Origin of the sequence: Hydrogenophaga sp. SL48 (assembly GCF_021729865.1) — a bacterium.
Taxonomy (GTDB): Bacteria; Pseudomonadota; Gammaproteobacteria; order Burkholderiales; family Burkholderiaceae_C; genus Hydrogenophaga.
The window spans coordinates 644,154-660,243 of sequence record NZ_CP063400.1; the positions used below are offsets into that span (position 1 = coordinate 644,154).

Annotated in this window: 14 protein-coding genes and 3 tRNA genes; 9 read left to right on the forward strand and 8 right to left on the reverse strand. The window is 67.0% G+C overall.

Going from position 1 to position 16,090, the window contains the following annotated elements; genetic code table 11:
• The first annotated feature begins 11 nt into the window (after positions 1 to 11).
• The 5 genes from IM738_RS03095 to IM738_RS03115 all read left to right on the forward strand — a co-directional run bounded on the left by IM738_RS03095 (position 12) and on the right by IM738_RS03115 (position 3,048).
• On the forward strand, positions 12 to 1,229 hold the full coding sequence (locus IM738_RS03095) for an O-succinylhomoserine sulfhydrylase (RefSeq protein WP_236964433.1): 1,218 nt from the start codon (positions 12 to 14) through the stop codon (positions 1,227 to 1,229).
• 17 nt (positions 1,230 to 1,246) lie between these two features.
• A complete protein-coding gene (gene gltX / locus IM738_RS03100; protein ID WP_236964434.1) occupies positions 1,247 to 2,629 on the forward strand; it encodes a glutamate--tRNA ligase in 1,383 nt (460 codons plus the stop codon).
• A 75-nt stretch (positions 2,630 to 2,704) separates the two neighbouring features.
• Positions 2,705 to 2,780 (forward strand) — tRNA-Ala (locus tag IM738_RS03105).
• 59 nt (positions 2,781 to 2,839) lie between these two features.
• Positions 2,840 to 2,915: transfer RNA gene (locus tag IM738_RS03110), tRNA-Glu, on the forward strand.
• 56 nt (positions 2,916 to 2,971) lie between these two features.
• Positions 2,972 to 3,048, forward strand: a tRNA-Asp gene (locus IM738_RS03115).
• A 124-nt stretch (positions 3,049 to 3,172) separates the two neighbouring features.
• Here IM738_RS03115 and IM738_RS03120 read toward each other — a convergent pair.
• The 3 genes from IM738_RS03120 to IM738_RS03130 are packed head-to-tail and all read right to left on the reverse strand — an operon-like array spanning position 3,173 to position 6,134.
• Positions 3,173 to 4,078, reverse strand: coding sequence for a DMT family transporter (locus IM738_RS03120; protein WP_236964435.1), 906 nt, complete (start codon positions 4,076 to 4,078; stop codon positions 3,173 to 3,175).
• A gap of 8 nt (positions 4,079 to 4,086) precedes the next feature.
• Positions 4,087 to 4,605 (reverse strand): methylated-DNA--[protein]-cysteine S-methyltransferase, encoded by a 519-nt coding sequence (locus tag IM738_RS03125; protein WP_236964436.1) that lies wholly within the window; start codon positions 4,603 to 4,605, stop codon positions 4,087 to 4,089.
• Positions 4,602 to 6,134: a DNA-3-methyladenine glycosylase 2 family protein gene (locus tag IM738_RS03130; protein ID WP_236964437.1), complete on the reverse strand. Its 1,533-nt coding sequence runs from the start codon at positions 6,132 to 6,134 to the stop codon at positions 4,602 to 4,604. The genes IM738_RS03125 and IM738_RS03130 overlap by 4 nt, the downstream gene beginning before the upstream one ends.
• A 116-nt stretch (positions 6,135 to 6,250) precedes the next feature.
• On the opposite strand from IM738_RS03130, the gene IM738_RS03135 reads away from it, so the two are divergent.
• The 4 genes from IM738_RS03135 to IM738_RS03150 all read left to right on the forward strand — a co-directional run bounded on the left by IM738_RS03135 (position 6,251) and on the right by IM738_RS03150 (position 10,653).
• On the forward strand, positions 6,251 to 7,633 hold the full coding sequence (locus IM738_RS03135; protein ID WP_236964438.1) for a phosphomannomutase/phosphoglucomutase: 1,383 nt from the start codon (positions 6,251 to 6,253) through the stop codon (positions 7,631 to 7,633).
• Between the two features lie 16 nt (positions 7,634 to 7,649).
• On the forward strand, positions 7,650 to 8,546 hold the full coding sequence (locus IM738_RS03140; RefSeq protein WP_236964439.1) for a glycosyltransferase family 2 protein: 897 nt from the start codon (positions 7,650 to 7,652) through the stop codon (positions 8,544 to 8,546).
• On the forward strand, positions 8,539 to 9,339 hold the full coding sequence (locus IM738_RS03145) for a glycosyltransferase family 2 protein (RefSeq protein ID WP_236964440.1): 801 nt from the start codon (positions 8,539 to 8,541) through the stop codon (positions 9,337 to 9,339). Before IM738_RS03140 ends, IM738_RS03145 begins: the two co-directional genes overlap by 8 nt.
• Before the next feature lie 63 nt (positions 9,340 to 9,402).
• Positions 9,403 to 10,653, forward strand: coding sequence for an O-antigen ligase family protein (locus IM738_RS03150; protein ID WP_236964441.1), 1,251 nt, complete (start codon positions 9,403 to 9,405; stop codon positions 10,651 to 10,653).
• A 25-nt stretch (positions 10,654 to 10,678) separates the two neighbouring features.
• Here the strand turns inward: IM738_RS03150 and IM738_RS03155 are convergent, their stop codons facing one another.
• From IM738_RS03155 to IM738_RS03175, 5 genes are all read right to left on the reverse strand, one after another.
• Positions 10,679 to 12,709, reverse strand: a complete 2,031-nt coding sequence (locus IM738_RS03155; RefSeq protein WP_236964442.1) for a 3-deoxy-D-manno-octulosonic acid kinase — start codon at positions 12,707 to 12,709, stop codon at positions 10,679 to 10,681.
• On the reverse strand, positions 12,685 to 13,425 hold the full coding sequence (locus tag IM738_RS03160) for a glycosyltransferase (protein WP_236964443.1): 741 nt from the start codon (positions 13,423 to 13,425) through the stop codon (positions 12,685 to 12,687). Before IM738_RS03160 ends, IM738_RS03155 begins: the two co-directional genes overlap by 25 nt.
• Positions 13,426 to 13,630: 205 nt before the next feature.
• Positions 13,631 to 14,971, reverse strand: coding sequence for a TolC family outer membrane protein (locus IM738_RS03165; RefSeq protein WP_236964444.1), 1,341 nt, complete (start codon positions 14,969 to 14,971; stop codon positions 13,631 to 13,633).
• Between the two features lie 37 nt (positions 14,972 to 15,008).
• Positions 15,009 to 15,356, reverse strand: coding sequence for a rhodanese-like domain-containing protein (locus tag IM738_RS03170; protein ID WP_236964445.1), 348 nt, complete (start codon positions 15,354 to 15,356; stop codon positions 15,009 to 15,011).
• Positions 15,357 to 15,379: 23 nt separating this feature from the next.
• A complete protein-coding gene (locus IM738_RS03175) occupies positions 15,380 to 16,051 on the reverse strand; it encodes a protein-L-isoaspartate O-methyltransferase family protein (RefSeq protein ID WP_442908537.1) in 672 nt (223 codons plus the stop codon).
• Between the last annotated feature and the right edge of the window lie 39 nt (positions 16,052 to 16,090).

The window sequence follows — 16,090 nt, forward strand, 5'->3', positions numbered from 1 at the left end:
AGGAGTGCGCGATGAGCCATGACAACGTCTCCCCCGGGACCCGCCTGCATCGCGAAACGCTGGCGGTGCGCCAGGCCGTCGAGCGCAGCCAATACGGCGAAAACTCGGAGGCCCTGTACCTGAGCACCGGTTTCGTGCAGCCTTCGGCCGAGGCCTCGGCGCGCCGCTTTGCCGGCGACGAAGACGGCTACACCTACGGCCGTTCCGGCAACCCCACGGTCACCAGCTTCGAGCAGCGCCTGGCGGCGATGGAAGGCGCCGAGGCCTGCATGGCCACCGCCTCGGGCATGGCGGCCGTGATGCTGATGTGCTTCAGCCTGCTGAAGTCGGGCGACCACGTGATCATTTCTCAGTCGATGTTTGGCTCGACCCTGAAACTCATCGGATCCGAATTCGGGCGCTTCGGAGTTGAGACCTCCGTGGTGCCGCAGACCGATCTGGCGGCGTGGCAAGCGGCCATGCGGCCCACCACCCGGCTGCTGTTCGCCGAAACGCCGACCAACCCGCTGGGCGAGGTGTGCGACATCCGGGCCCTGGCCGAGCTCGCCCACCAGGCCGGCGCGCTGCTGGCGGTGGACAACTGTTTTGCCACGCCCGCGCTGCAACGCCCCATCGAACTGGGGGCCGACATCGTCATGCACTCCGGCACCAAGTACCTCGACGGACAGGGGCGCGTGATGGCCGGCGCCCTGTGCGGCACCGAAGCCATGGTGCGTGAGAAGTTCCTGCCGGTGCAGAAAAACTCGGGCATGGTGCTTTCGCCCTTCAACGCCTGGGTGGTGCTCAAGGGCCTGGAAACGCTGGACCTGCGCATGAAGGCGCAAAGCGCGCAGACGCTGAAGCTGGCGCAGTGGCTGGAATCGCACCGCGCCGTGGGACGCGTGTATTACCCCGGTCTGCCCAGCCATCCTCAGCACGAACTCGCCATGCGGCAGATGGGCGGCATCGGTGGGGCGGTGGTGTCCTTCGACGTGCGCGCCGACAACGCGGAACAGGCACGCCAGCGCGCTTTTCATGTGCTTGACCAGCTCCAGGTGCTGTCCCTGTGCACGAACCTGGGCGACACCAAGACCTTGTGCACCCATCCAGCGAGCACCTCGCACGGCAAGCTCTCCGAAGCGCAGCGCCAAGCGGCCGGCATCGGGCAGGGCCTGATCCGCGTGGCGGTGGGGCTCGAACACCTGGACGACATCTGCAAGGACCTCGACCGCGGTCTGTCCAGCCTCTGACTTTTCTGAACCCTTCCATGACCGTCCGCACCCGCTTCGCTCCATCGCCCACCGGCTTTATCCACCTGGGCAACATCCGCTCGGCGCTGTATCCCTGGGCTTTCGCCCGCGCCACCGGCGGCACCTTCATCCTGCGCATCGAAGACACCGACCTGGAGCGCTCGTCGCAGGCGGCGGTGGATGTGATCATCGAAGGCATGAAGTGGCTGGGCCTGGATCACGATGAAGGCCCGTTCTACCAGATGCAGCGCATGGACCGATACAAGGCGGTGCTGGCCGAGATGGTCGCCGGGGGCCATGTGTACCCGTGCTACATGAGCATGGCCGAACTCGACGCGCTGCGCGAGCGCCAGATGGCCAACAAGGAAAAGCCGCGTTACGACGGCACCTGGCGTCCTGAACCCGGCAAGGTGCTGCCGCCCGTGCCCGAAGGCGTCAAGCCCGTTCTGCGTTTCAAGAATCCGCAGGGCGGTGTCGTGGCCTGGGACGACAAGGTCAAGGGCCTGATCGAGATCCGCAACGACGAACTCGATGACCTCGTGATCGCGCGCCCCGACGGCACACCCACCTACAACTTCTGCGTCGTGGTGGACGACATCGACATGGCCATCACGCACGTGATCCGCGGCGATGACCACGTGAACAACACGCCGCGCCAGATCAATATCTTCCGTGCCCTCGGCAAAGAGCCGCCGGTCTATGCCCACCTGCCTACCGTGCTCAACGAGCAGGGCGAGAAGATGAGCAAACGCAACGGCGCCAAGCCCGTCACGCAGTACCGCGACGAAGGCTACCTGCCCGATGCGATGGTGAACTACCTCGCGCGCCTGGGCTGGAGCCATGGCGATGACGAGATATTCAGCCGTGCGCAGTTCCTGGAGTGGTTCAACCTCGACCACCTGGGCCGCAGCGCCGCGCAGTTTGACGAAGCCAAGCTGCGCTGGGTCAACGCCCAGCACCTGAAGGCCATGGACGACGCCGCGCTCGCCCCCCTCGTGGCGGAGCAGCTGCAAAAGCGAGGCATCACCGCCGATGAGCGCTTGCCGCGCATCTGCGGTCTGTTCAAGGACCGCTGCGACACGACGGTGGCGCTGGCCGGTTGGGCCGCGGCGTTTTACGCTGATGTGACCCCTGGTGCCGAAGAGCTCGCACAACATGTCACGGACGCGATCAAGCCTGCGCTGGCGACCCTGGCGCAGAAGCTGGCCGCGTGTGCCTGGGACAAGCCCGGCATTTCGGGTGCCATCAAGGAAACCATTGCCGCCCATGGCATCAAGATGCCGCAACTGGCCATGCCGGTGCGTGTGCTGGTGATGGGAACGGCCCAGACGCCGTCGCTCGATGCGGTGCTCGAACTGCAAAATCAACAAACAGTTTTGGCGAGACTTCAAAACGCCTGAAAAATGTCCTATAATTTGAGGCTTGCTGATTCGCACCAAGCAGTGACATGCAAAGCGTGAATCGACAAACCCTGTGGGGGTATAGCTCAGCTGGGAGAGCGCTTGCATGGCATGCAAGAGGTCAGCGGTTCGATCCCGCTTACCTCCACCAAATTGAAGAATTGGGCATTGTGGTTTTGCTATAATGCACAGTTCGGTTCCAAAGGCTACGACCCTATCGTCTAGAGGCCTAGGACATCACCCTTTCACGGTGAGTACCGGGGTTCGAATCCCCGTAGGGTCGCCAAGTTTGTGGCACTTGGCCTGAAGCTTCAGAGCATCAGGCAAAAGCTGCACCACTGCGGAGTGGTAGTTCAGTTGGTTAGAATACCGGCCTGTCACGCCGGGGGTCGCGGGTTCGAGCCCCGTCCACTCCGCCACAAAATGAAACACCGCCCCGGTCGCAAGGCTTGGGCGGTTTTTTCATGTCTGCGTCGCGTGCGACGCCCGCTGGATGCGCGAACGCTGTGTCGCAAGCGACAGACAAGACGGACAGCCGCCGGTTCAGGTTGTGCGTTCCAGTCTGGCCCAACGCACCAGTCCGGTGGACAGCGCGGTCCCGCACATGATCACCAGTCCACAGAACACCATCCAGGGTGTGATGGTTTCGTTCAGGAACAGGGCTCCGTACATCAGCGCAAAGACGGGCACCAGAAAGGTGACGGTGAGGGCCTTGCTTGGACCGGCTTTTTCGATGATGCGGAAGAACAGGATGTAGGCCAGCGCGGTGCACAAGAGGGCGACGGCCGCCATGGCACCCCAGGCGCCGGTGCTGACCGCGTGATCGGGCCAGAGCCACAGCGTGGGCAGGGCCAGTCCGAGCGTGGCGCCCATCTGGCTGCCCGCCGCGGTGGCGAGCGGGTGTGCGCCGGTGAGGTGGCGTTTGGTGAAACTGGCGGCGATGCCGTAGCACATCGTCGCGAGCAGGCAGGCACCCATGGCCAGCAGCGTCATGCCCGTTGACGAGGCGCCGGGCATCGGGCTGAACCCCGACTTGCCGATCACCAGCAGCGTCACCCCGATGAATCCGATCGCGAGACCCAGCATGCGGGAGCCGCCCGGGCGGTCATGGAGCCAAACCCAGGCGACCAATGCCCCAGTCAGCGGCACCGTGGCGTTGAGGATCGAGGTGAGGCCTGTCGTGATGTGCGCCACCGCGAACGCGAACAACACAAACGGGATGCCGGAATTGAGCAGGCCGACGAACAGGATCGGTCGCGCGCGCTGCTTGAAATCAGCCCACACCCCTTTGACCAGGAACACCGGCATGAGGAACAGGGCGGCCAGCGCGACGCGCACGCCTGCAGTGGGGAGTGCACCGAGCTCGGCGACGCCCAGGCGCATGAACAGGAAGGACGCACCCCAGAGGGCAGCCAGCAACAGGAATTCGGCGATCAGCGAAGGAGGCATGGGGTGACTCAGAATGGCTGTGGGATGACACCTTCGAGCCGCAACAACGCCGCCTTGCGGTCAAGCCCACCAGCATAGCCGGTCAACGCGCCGCTCGCACCGACCACGCGGTGGCAAGGGACGATGACGCTCAAGGGGTTGCGTCCGATGGCCGTGCCGACGGCGCGGACGGCGGCGGGGCGGTCCATGCGGCGCGCCAGTTCGCCATAACTCAGCGTGTGACCCGAAGAAATGCCCAGCAAGGCGTTCCACACCGACTGCTGGAAGGGTGTACCACCCGTGAGATCCAGTGGCAGGTCGAATGCTTGACGCTCTGACCGGAAGTACATGGACAGTTGCTCGATGGCAGCGAGCAACAGTGGGTGCTCGGGCACGAGCGGCCAGCTGGCCATGTGATCGTCTGGGGGCAGGTGGCGCTGCCCCGTGACGAACCAGGCGCCGGTGAGGCCAGCGGCGCTGGCCGCCAGTCGCATGTCGCCCAGCGGCGTGGGCAGGGTGGTCTGGACCCATTGTGTGTGGTTTTTCATATAGGAGCTTTTGGTGATGTGGGATGGTGGGTGCCCGCCCAGGCACGAACCACGGCGTAGCTGCGCCAGGGTTGCCAGTGGCTCGCTTGAAGGGCGGCCTCGCGCACGGCGGCGTTCCCTTTGAGGTGACCCAGCCCCAGCGCATGGTGCAGCGCCACGTCGCCGGTGGGCCAGGCGTCAGGCCAGCGCAGGGCGCGCATGGCGATGTACTGCGCGGTCCAGGGACCGATGCCGGGGAGGGCCTGCAGCGTTTGCACGGTCTTCTCCACAGGGGCGCGGCCATCCAGCTCCAGGCCATCGACCACCGCGCGGGACAGCGCCTGCAGAGCGGCCTGGCGCTGGCGCACGATGCCAAGCTCGCCCAGGCTGGCCGGGTCGGCTGTGGCCAAGGTGTGGGGGTCGGGAAACAGGCGGCTCAGCGCGCCCGCAGGCGTCACCAGAGGGGTGCCAAAGCGGTCCAGCAGGCGGGTGGCCAGGGTGCGGGCGGCGGCCACGGTGATCTGCTGTCCCAGCACGGCGCGCACGGCCAGCTCGAACCCGTCGAAACACCCCGGAACCCGCAAACCATCGCCTTCGGGGAAGTCGGTGTGCAGGGTCGCATTGATGGTCGCGGGATCGGCGTCCAGATCGAACACCTCGCGCACCCGCCAGATCACGCTCGGCAACACCGGGAGCAGCCCGTCGCTCACACGCAGGATGAGGTGGTGGGCGTCGGGCACCAGCCGCACCGACAGCCATCCCGTGTGCACCCGCTGGGCGACCGTCAGTTGAAGGGTTCGCTGAAGACTGAGCGCATCGGGGTTCACCTGCTCCACGCCCGGCAATTGCCGGGTGGCCAGGAAGTTCAGCATGGCCTTGGCATCGAAGGGTGGGCGCCACGCGAGCCGCACGTCGCCGGTGCAACCATCGGCGCCTCCGGGGGGCGTGGTGGTTTGACCGCGCCGCATCTGCGTGGGGTTGAGGCCGTAGTGCTCAAGGAACGCCGCGTTGAACCGGCGCAGGCTGGCGAAGCCGCTGGCCAGGGCGATCTGGGACACCGGCATCGCGGTGTCCGTCAGCAACTGTTTGGCGGCGAGCAGCTTGCGCGTCAGCAGGTACTGCAGCGGCGACACGCCGAGCTGGCTGCCAAAGACCCGGCGCAGGTGGCGGTCGCTCACGCCGAGCCGGGCCGCCAGCATGCCCATGGCGGCACCTTCGGTCGCCGGGTCGAGCCAGGAGGGCGGTGCGTCGAGCAGGCGGCTGGCCTGCTGCACCAGGATGGCGCTGGCGTCTTCGTTGGACCAGTGGCGGTCCAGCGGCGCCAGCTCCGGCCGGCAGCGCAGGCAGGGCCGGAAGCCGGCCTGCTCCGCCTGCGTCGCGTGCTCAAAAAACCGGCAGTTCTCCCGTCGCGGCGTGCGCACGCGGCAGATCGGCCGGCAGTAGATGCCGGTGGAAGTGACCGCGGTGAAGAAGCGTCCGTCGAACCGCGCGTCGTGGGCGCACAAGGCCCGGTAGCGGGCTTCGTCGTCCATGAGGGCTGTGCTGTTCATGGCCGTCATGGTAGGCCTTCGGGAGGGTGCCGGCTGGCCGTTTCCGGACATGTGCAGCTTCGGGGCTGCCCGCCCCGCCACCTACAATGCAGGGTTTGCGTCCACAGAGAGCCCCCATGCAGTTGACCGCGTCCATCTTCAAGGCCTATGACATCCGCGGCATCGTGCCCGGCGCCCTCAATGAATCCGTCGCGGAAGCACTGGGACTGGCCTTTGGCACCGTGGCGCGGCAGCAGGGCGAGCAGACGGTGGCCGTCGGGCGCGACGGGCGTCTGAGCGGGCCGGGCCTGTCGGCGGCGCTGATTCGCGGGCTGGTGGCGGCGGGGATCGACGTGATCGACATCGGCCTGGCCACCACGCCCATGTTGTATTTCGCGGCCCACACGCTGTGCCACAGCGGCATCCAGGTCACCGGCAGCCACAACCCCAGGGACTACAACGGTTTCAAGATGGTGCTCGGGGGCCGGGCGATCTACGGCGAGGACATCCAGGCCCTGCGACGCATGATGGAGACCGAAAGCCACCAGACATCGGACGGTGGCCGCGTGCGCCACGTGAACGTGCTGGAGCCCTACACCGACCGCATCGTCGGTGATGTGAAGCTGGCGCGCCCGATGAAGGTGGTGGTGGACTGCGGCAATGGTGTGGCCGGGGCTTCGGCGCCCGCGTTGTTCCGGGCACTGGGTTGCGAGGTGATCGAGCTCTTCAGCGAGGTGGACGGCAACTTTCCGAACCACCACCCGGACCCGAGCAAGCCGGAAAACCTGCAGGACGTGATGCGAGCCCTGCGCGAGACCGATGCCGAACTGGGCCTGGCCTTCGACGGCGACGGTGACCGCCTGGGCATCGTCACCAAGGACGGCCACAACATCTTCCCCGACCGCCAGATGATCCTGTTCTCGCAGGACGTGCTGTCGCGCGTGCCGGGCGGCAACATCATCTTCGACGTGAAATGCTCGCAGCGCCTGGCCCCGGCCATCGAGGACGCGGGTGGCGTGGCGCACATTTACAAAACCGGTCACTCGCTGATCAAGGCCCGAATGAAGGAGCTGGACAGCCCGCTGGGCGGCGAGATGAGCGGCCACATCTTCTTCAAGGAACGCTGGTTCGGCTTCGACGACGGCAGCTACGCAGGCGCCCGCCTGCTGGAGATCCTCAGCCGCAGCCCCGACGCGAACGCCGTGCTCCATGCCTTGCCCACCAGCCACAGCACGCCGGAGCTCAACGTGGCTTGCGCCGAGGGTGAGCCCCACGCGGTGGTGGACCGCCTGATGGCGCTCGCGCGTTTTGACGCCCCCGCCAAAACCTCGACCATCGATGGCGTGCGGGTGGACTGGCCCGATGGCTTCGGTCTGATCCGGGCATCGAACACCACGCCGGTGCTGGTGCTGCGCTTCGAAGGCCACACGGCCGAGGCCCTGCACCGCATCGAAACCGCCATGCTGGCGCTGCTGCGGCAGGCCAAGCCCGACGCCGTGGTGGGCGCGAGCGCGCACTGAGGCGCCGGTTTTGCCCATGAGCATTCCCGTTCCAGAGGAAGCCGATCGCCTGTGCGGCGGCGCCATGGACACCGTCACCGTGGTGGTGGTCACCCACGAGAGCGCGCACTGCCTGCGCGCCCTGGACACCTTGTTGTCCCGTTGCCCCAACGTGATCATTTCCGACAACGGCAGCGGCGACGGCACGTCGGCGATGGCGCGCCAGTTCTGGGCGCACGCGATCGTGCTGGACCATGGCCGCAACCTGGGTTTTGGCGCGGCCAACAACCGGGCCCTCGCGCGCGTCCAGACACCCTTTGCCTTCCTGCTCAACCCCGACTGCGAAATCAGCGTCGAAGGCTTGCGGGGGCTGCTGCAGGCCGCCGAGACTTTTCCGCAGGCCGCCGTGCTCGCGCCGCAACTGGTCAGCCCGTCCGGCAAACCTGAGGTGAACTACCGCTGGCCTCAGAACGTGTGGGCCTCCCGCGGGCCAGCGGCCGAAGGCCCGCTGTGCGTGGGCTTCGTCTGTGGTGCCGCGATGTTGTTTCGCATGGCCGCGTTCCGGGACGTCGGGTTCTTCGACGAGCAGTTTTTCCTGTACTACGAGGACGACGACCTGTGCCTGCGGCTGTTCAGGGCCGGTCAGAACATCGTGGTCGTGCCGTCGGTGCAGGCCGTGCACCACTCGCGCGGCTCGGTGCGGGGGGCGAACCCCTGGCGCCATGAATACGGTCGGGGTTACCACCACGCACAGTCGAAACTGCTGTTTGCGAGCAAGTACCGCTCGCGCGAAGAAGCGATGCGGCTGCGCCGCTGGCTGGTGCTGACGACCACCCTCGGGTTGCCATTGCGGGCCATTGTGTTTTCACCCAAGCTGCTGGCCCGGATGTTCGGACGCTGGCGCGGGCTCATCAACTGGAGGGCGCGTGGCTGAAACCCGAACCCCTTTGCCGACGCTGTGCATCGGCATTCTCACGCTCAACGAGGCGCACCGGATCGCACAGTGCATCCAGAGCGCTTCGTTCGCCGACCAGGTGCTGGTGATCGACAGCGGCAGCAGCGACCGCACCCGCGAGATCGCCGAAGAGCTGGGCGCGCAGGTGCATGCCTACCCCGCTTGGCAAGGGTTTGCCGAACAGCGCAACCGCCTGTTGTCCCACGTGAAGACCGACTACGTGTTCTTTCTCGATGCGGACGAGGTCATTCCCGAGGGGCTGCAGAAAGAGATCCGGGCGGCGGTGGGCACGGGCGACAACGCGGTCTGGAAGATTTACTGGGACCAGGTGGCCTTTGGGCGCACTCTGCACCTGATGGCCAAGACCGAGGGCGGCGTGTGGCGCCTGTTCCGCACCGACCAGCTGCTGCGGTACGAAGGCGTCGTGCACGAGCACGCCGTGTTGCGCGATCCGCTGACGCCGGTCAGGACCTTCCAGACCCGCCTGCTGCACCATTCCCGGGAGACGGTGTATGGCGGCTTGCTCAAGATGGCGCAGTACGCGCAGCTGGGTGCCGTGCGGCGGGTGCAGATGGGGCGTCGCGGGGGTGTGTGGCGTGGGCTCGCGTCGGCCCTGAGCAACTTCATTCGCCTGTATGTGTTCCGCAGGGGTTTTCTCTGTGGCGCCCAGGGGTTCCTGTTTTGCCTGCTGGTGGCGATGGAGTGCTTTTTCCGCTACGTGATCATCAAGTACGACCGGCCGGTGCCCGGTCCAACCATGGTGAAGCGGTGAATGCAAGGTATGGCGTTGCTCGGAAGACCGACCGATGAAGTCGGCACAGAACACAAGGCACAGATGAGTTTCCGTCAATTGACCCGCAGGGCCGCGATCTACAGCCTGGCGCTGATGTTTGGCGCCTTTCCGATCTCGGTGGCGCTGGCCAACAGCCTGATGTTCCTCTCGGTCGTGCTCGGGTTGCTCAGCTTCACTGGTGCGGATGTGCGGGAGTTTGTCGCCCGCTCCTGGAGCAACCCGGTGGTCAGGCCCGCGTTGGCGCTGGTGGCCCTGATCGTGGTCGCTTCGTTCTGGTCGCCGGCCTCGTGGGCGGAGATCGCCGGCTACTACAAGAAATACGCGAAGTTTCTCGCGCTGCCGGTGTTCATCTACCTGCTCGCGCGTCGCGAGGACCGTGTCCACTGCTGGCGAGCTTTTGGCCTGGCCATGTTGTTCACGCTGATTTCCACCTGGCTCAACGTCTGGTTGAAGCTGCCCTGGTCGCGCACCATGAACCAGGGTTTTGGCGTGGACCACACCGTGTTCAAGGACCACATCTCGCAGGGCATCATGATGGCCTTCTTTGTGTGCCTGTGCGCGCACTGGGCCTCCAAGTCGGCGTCGCGCCTGCAGGCCTTGCTCTGCTGGAGCGTGGCCACGCTGGGCGCGATCAGCATCCTGTTTCTGTCGCAAGGGCGGACCGGCTACCTCAGCCTGTTGTTCTCGGCCCTGGTGTTTGCGCTGGTGGCCCTGGGCGGGCGGCTCAAGGCCCTGCTGGGCACGGTCACCGTCACGGCCATGTTGCTGGTGATGGTGTACGCCTTGTCGCCGCAGTTCCAGCAGCGCACCGACCTGGCCCTGAAGGAGGCGCGCACCAGCAGCCTGAAGTCGGTGACCTCGGTCGGCGCGCGGGTGGAGGTCTGGCGTTTCATGGCCAGCAAATCGACCCGGACGACGGTGTTCGGGGAGGGCACGGCCTCGTACCCGGTGCTGGCGCAGTCGTACTTCAAGGACCCGGAGTTCTGTTCGGTGGTGTGTCCGCACCCCCACAACCAGTTCCTGCTGTTCTACTTTGAACTGGGCCTGGCCGGGCTCGCGCTGATGTTCTGGTTCATGTTGTCCATCGTGCGCCAGGCGTTTGAGCACCGTGCGACCCACCGCGCGTTGATGCTGGCCTTCGTGGTGATCATGGTGATCTCGAACATGACCCACAGCTCGTTGTGGCTGTCCACCGAGAGCCACTTCTTCATCATGGTCACCGCGCTGCTGATGGCCTCGGCCAGCCGGGCGGTGCCCAGGCCGCCGCCGGCACCGGCTCCCACACCGGCGTGACACCGCCGCCGCGGCGGCCCGGCTGTCAGGCCGTGCCGGGTCCGTCCAGGCGGTAGCCTTCCAGCAGCACCGCCCAGTGGGCTTCGTCCCACTGGAACCCTGGGCGCCGTGCCTGTTCCTTGCGCAGCGAACGCTGCAGGCGTGCCAGGTTCTGCGCTTTCCAGCTGTCACCCGCACGCCGTTCGCATTTGTCGAAATCGACGATCCAGGCCTGCCCCTGTGCATCGAGCAGCAGGTTGTGGCAGTTCAGGTCGGCGTGGAACACCTGGCGTTCGTGCATGGCGCGGATCGCCGCCCCCAGGGCCTTCCAGGCGTCGCTGGGCAAGGGGGCTTCGGAGAGCCGTTGGGCCACGTTGCGCGTCTGCGGAATCATCGCGACCACGATGTCGGCCTTGTAGCTCCAGCCGGCGCGCTGCTGGCGCGCCGCCACCGGTGCCGGCACCGGCAGGCCCCAGGCGCGCAGGCGCCTGAGCAGCGTGAACTCGGCCATGGCGCGGCTGTCCCGTGGGCTGCGGCCCAGGTAGCGGTCCGGGCTGAGCCGGGCCATCAGGCCACCGCGCCGGTAGTGGCGCAGCACGCCTTCCCCGCTGTCGAGCGCGATGCGGTGTGCCTGGCCGCGACCGCTGCCCGTGGCCAGCGCCGAACCTGCGATCGACGGGGCCTGGAACACGGTCGCATCGCAAATGGCCAGCTGTTGCGGGTCGTGCCACACGGTCTGGGTGCCCGCATCCCGCGCCAGGACCGGCGTCAGGAGCGGGGGACAAATCGGTGCCCAGACCTTGCGCAGCGCCTCCAGGCTGCGCTGGCTGCTGCCTTGCTGGCGCAGCACGAAGTCGCGGGCCAGCTGGCCCTTTCGCTGCAGCAGGGCCTTGTCGCGCATCCACTGTGCGGCGGTGCGCATGAGCAGGCGGGCCGAGTCGACGCGTTCGCCTGCGCCGCTGGTTTCCACGTCCTGGTACAGCTCCTGGAAATGCTGGGTGTGTGGGCCGAAGAGCACGGGCTTGGCGCAGGCCATCGCCTCCAGCGCGTTGTGTCCGCCGATCGGCACCAGGCTGCCACCGATGAAACAGACGCTGGCGTGCAGGTACCACAGCGTCAGCTCGCCCATGGTGTCGGCCAGCAGCACGCTGGTGTTGTCGGCGGGCGTCTCACCACGGCTGCGCCGGACGAAGCTCAAACCACCTTCTTCCAGCTGTTGCGCGACCGCATCGAAGCGCTCGGGGTGGCGCGGCACCAGGATCAGCAGCGCGCCCGGAATCTGGCGCGCCAGTTCGTGCCACGACGTGATCAGCGCACTTTCTTCACCCTCGTGCGTGCTGCCCGCCACCACGATGGCACGGCGCGTGAGCCAGGGCAGCCGGCTGGCGTCATCGGGCGTGTCGCGCTGGTCGAATTTCAGGTTGCCGGTGTGCAGCAGGCGTTCGGGCGGCACGCCCAGGGCCGCGTAGTGCGCCTCGCTGGGTGCGTCGGCCGCGGCCACCACCGCCAGCTGCGACCACACCGGGCGCATCAATGCACGCCAGCGCTCGTAGGACGCGGCCGAGTCCGCCGACAGGCGGGCGTTCACCAGCGCCACGGGGATCAGGCGCTCGCGGCATTGCCTCAGCCACTCGGGCCAGATTTCCCGCTCGATCAGCACCAGCATCGACGGCTGCAGCCGGTCCAGGAAGCGGCCGGCCGTCCCTGGCGTGTCGATGGGGGCGTACACGTGCTGGATGGCGTCACCCCAGTGGTTGTGCAAGGTGCGAGCGCCGTTGGGCGATTGCGTGCTGACGGTGATCGCGTGGTCGGGCCACTCGGCACGCAGGGCCGCGATCAGCGGCCGGGCCGCCTGGACTTCGCCGACGGAGGCCGCGTGGATCCAGAGGCCGCCGGCCGAGGCGGGTGTGGGGTCGATGAAGCCGAGACGTTCACCCATGCGCTCCCGGTAGCCCGCGTCCTTGTGGCCGCGCAGCCAGAGCCAGCCCAGCACCGGCAGCGTCAGGGTGCGCATCAGCACCCGGTAGCCGCGGTGCGCGAGGGCGGCGCGACTCAGCGCCAATGGTCGGCGACCCATTGGGTCGGCATGACACGCCGGTACCACTTGCCGCTCACGCCGGCGATCGCGTCGGGCGGGTTGGGCTTGCCGTGGAAGGCGATGATGCGCGCTCCTTCGGGGATCGTGGGCGGCTTGAACCACCCCATGAGTCCGCGCTGGAGGCAGTGGCGCTTGAAGCTGCGGCACCACGCGTCGGGCCAGTAGCTGAGCTTGCCCTGGCGCGCGAGGTACAGGGTGATGAACTCCTGTTCGTTGCGCACGGTGCTGATCGATGCCGGGTAGTCGTTTTTCAGGTGGTCCAGCGCGTCGGTGTGGGCGCCGATGGTGTAGACGTAGCACGAGGTGTTGCCCGTGCCGTCCTTCTTGTCCCACTCCTTGATCACGACGAACTCGCCAGGCTGTTCAAAGAAGGGGTCCAGGCTGTCCACGATCACGATGTCCAGATCAAGGAACAGCGTGCGGCCTTCCAAGTCGTACAGCGGATTGGCGAAGCTGGTGAGCTTGAGCCAGCCGTGGCCGAAGGTCCAGGGCTTGCGCTGGTCGAATTCGTCGAATCCGACCATGGGAATGGGCTTGACCTCAATCGCCGGGTCGATGCCCACGGCGTCGTCGGTCAGGCAGACAAACCGGAACGGCCGGTGCAGGTGACGGCGGACCATGCTGTGCAGCTTGTTGACGTACTCAGGGCCATACTTTTTGCCCCATTTGATGCACAGCACATTGACCGCTTGCATGAATCACCTTTGTCTGTTGCCCTCTGTGGTCGGACGACATGTCCGCCGCAGTGCACCCGGCAGTTTATCCCAGCACACATCCGGCCCAGCCCGTCCAACCCCTCTCCGGAGCACGTGCCTTTGCCAGCGCACGCCGAAGATCCGGCTTTGCCGGTCCAAGGGCGTGGTCCCCCTGGGGGGGAAGCCGCGCAGCGGCGCAGGGGGGTTACTTGAACAACGCGTTGACAGGCTGCAGGTCTTCGGCCTTCAGCACGCCGCCCGCCTGCTTCAGCCGCAGCTGGCCCACCAGCACGTTGTAGCGCGCCACGGCGAGGTCGCGCTTGGTCTGGAACAGCTGGCTCTGGGCGTTGAGCACGTCGATGTTGATGCGCACACCGACCTGGTAACCCAGCTTGTTGGCGTCGAGCGCGCTCTGGCTGGAGGCTTCGGCCGCTTCGAGCGCCTTGACCTGGCCCATGCCGGAGAGCACACCGAAGTAGGCGCTGCGGGTGGCCTGGCTGATGGTGCGCAGCGCGGTTTCCCGGTCGGCGCGCGATTTTTCCACGAGGGCCAGCGCCTCTTTCACCCGGTTCTGGATCGCGCCGCCCGCGTACAGCGGCAGGTTGAACTGCAGGCCCACGCTGGCGGTGTTGCTGCGCACGTTGCCGGCGGTGGGGAAACTGGAGCTCGGTCCGCGGGCGACCTGGTACTGCCCCACGAGGTCGAGCGTCGGCTTGTGGCCGGCCTGGGCCTTCTGTGCCTCGATCTCGGCGATCTCGAAGGCCTTGTCGGTCTGCCGGACCACGGGGTGCTGGCGCAGGGCGTCCTGCACCCAGGCTTCGGGGTCGGCGGGCAGCACGGTCGGCAGGGTGACCGGCGCGGCCAGCGCGCGGGGGGTGGCGCCGCTGCGACCCACCAGCTGGTCGAGGGCCAGCTTCTTGACCAGCAGGTCGTTGCTCGCGGCGATTTCCTGGGCGACCACGAGGTCGAAGCGCGCCTGGGCCTCACGGGAGTCGGTGACGGTCGAGGTGCCGACCTCGAAGTTGCGCTTGGCAGAAGCCAGTTGCTCAGACACAGCGGATTTCTGCGCCTGCACGAAGGTCAGGGTGTCCTGGGCCGCCGCCACGTCGAAATACGCCTGCGCGGTGCGAACGATCAGGTCCTGTTCGGCGGCGTCGAGTTGGGCCTTGGCGATGTCGATCGACAGTTGGCCTTGCTCGTTGTTGAATTGGTTGACCGGCCGGTACAGGGGCTGGCTCGCCGAGAGGGCGACGTTCTGCGAGTTGCTGGTCTTGCTGGTGTCGGTGACGCTGTTGCTGCTGTTGGCCCAGCTGGCCCCGGCGCCCAGGCCCGCCTGGGGGCGCAGCCCGGCCTTGGCCTGCTCGGCCTTGGCGAGCGCAGCGTCGTGCTGGGCGCGCGCCGATTGCAGCGTGGAGTCGAAGCCCCGCGCCGCTTCGTAGAGATCGACCAGGCTCTGCGCTTGCGCGCTCGCAGCGCCGCCCAGCGTCAGTGCGATGGCCAGCGCCAGGTGGCTGAGCACGGGGTGAGGGAAGGGCAGGGCTGTCATGGTCGTTCCTTGGGACTTCGGAGTGGCGCGGTGGTGGTCAGTACAAGGGCACGCCGGGGTCGCGCTGCTGCGACCAGGCGTTGATGCCACCGTGGATGTTGACGACGGCGCTGAAGCCGTTCTGCATCAGGAAATGCGCCACCTGCGCGCTGCGGGCGCCGTGGTGGCACAGGCAGGCGATGGGGCGGTCGCGGTCGAGTTCGAGGTAGCGCGCGGGCACGCTGCGCATGGGCATGGCCACGAGGTCAAACCCCTCGGCCTTGACCGACGCCGTCTGCATTTCCCAGGGTTCGCGCACGTCCAGCACCACCGGTGTGACACCGGGTGTCTGGCCGCTGGCGCTTTGCAGCCATTCGTCGATCTGTGCGGGGTGGATGGATTGCATGGTGGGCTCGCGCGGTGTGACGCTCAGAACTGGAAACGCGAGGGCTCGGAGAAGTTCCGCAAGCGGGGCGCCACGGTGTCCCAGGGCTGCGTGGTGCCGAAGGCAGCGTCGCCGGTGCGGGTGATGAACGAGGCGCGCATCACCGGCTCGTGGCCCACGATGGCGGCGAGGCGTCCGCCGGGGGCCAGCAGGTTCAACAGGGCGGCGGGCACCTCGGCCACCGAACCGGCGATCAGGATCACGTCCCACGGGCCTTCGAGCGCGCAGGCTGCGAAGCCGTTGGCGGTGGCGTCGGCCACGCGCACCTCGGCGTTGGTGATGCCGGCCTGCTGCAGGTGGGTGCGGGCGGTGCGGGCGGTGGCGTCGTCAATCTCCAGCGACACCACGCGCTGCGCCAGGCTGGCGAGCAGGGCCGTGGTGAAGCCGCTGCCGGTGCCGATCTCCAGCACCTTGTCGGTCGGCCTGACGGCCAGGTCCTGCACCAGGCGGGCCTGCACGCGCGGCGCCAGCATCACCTGGTCGGCCCCCTGGCCGAGCGGCAGCTCCATGTCCACATAGGCCAGCGCCTTCTGTGCGGCGGGCACGAAATGCTCGCGCTTGACGCTGTCGAGCAGCGCCAGCACGGCCGGGTCCAGCACTTCCCAGGGGCGGACTTGCTGTTCGATCATGTTGAAGCGCGCCTGGTCAAGGTTCATGGGGGCGATAGAGGTCATTTTTGATACTCCGGTGGGTAT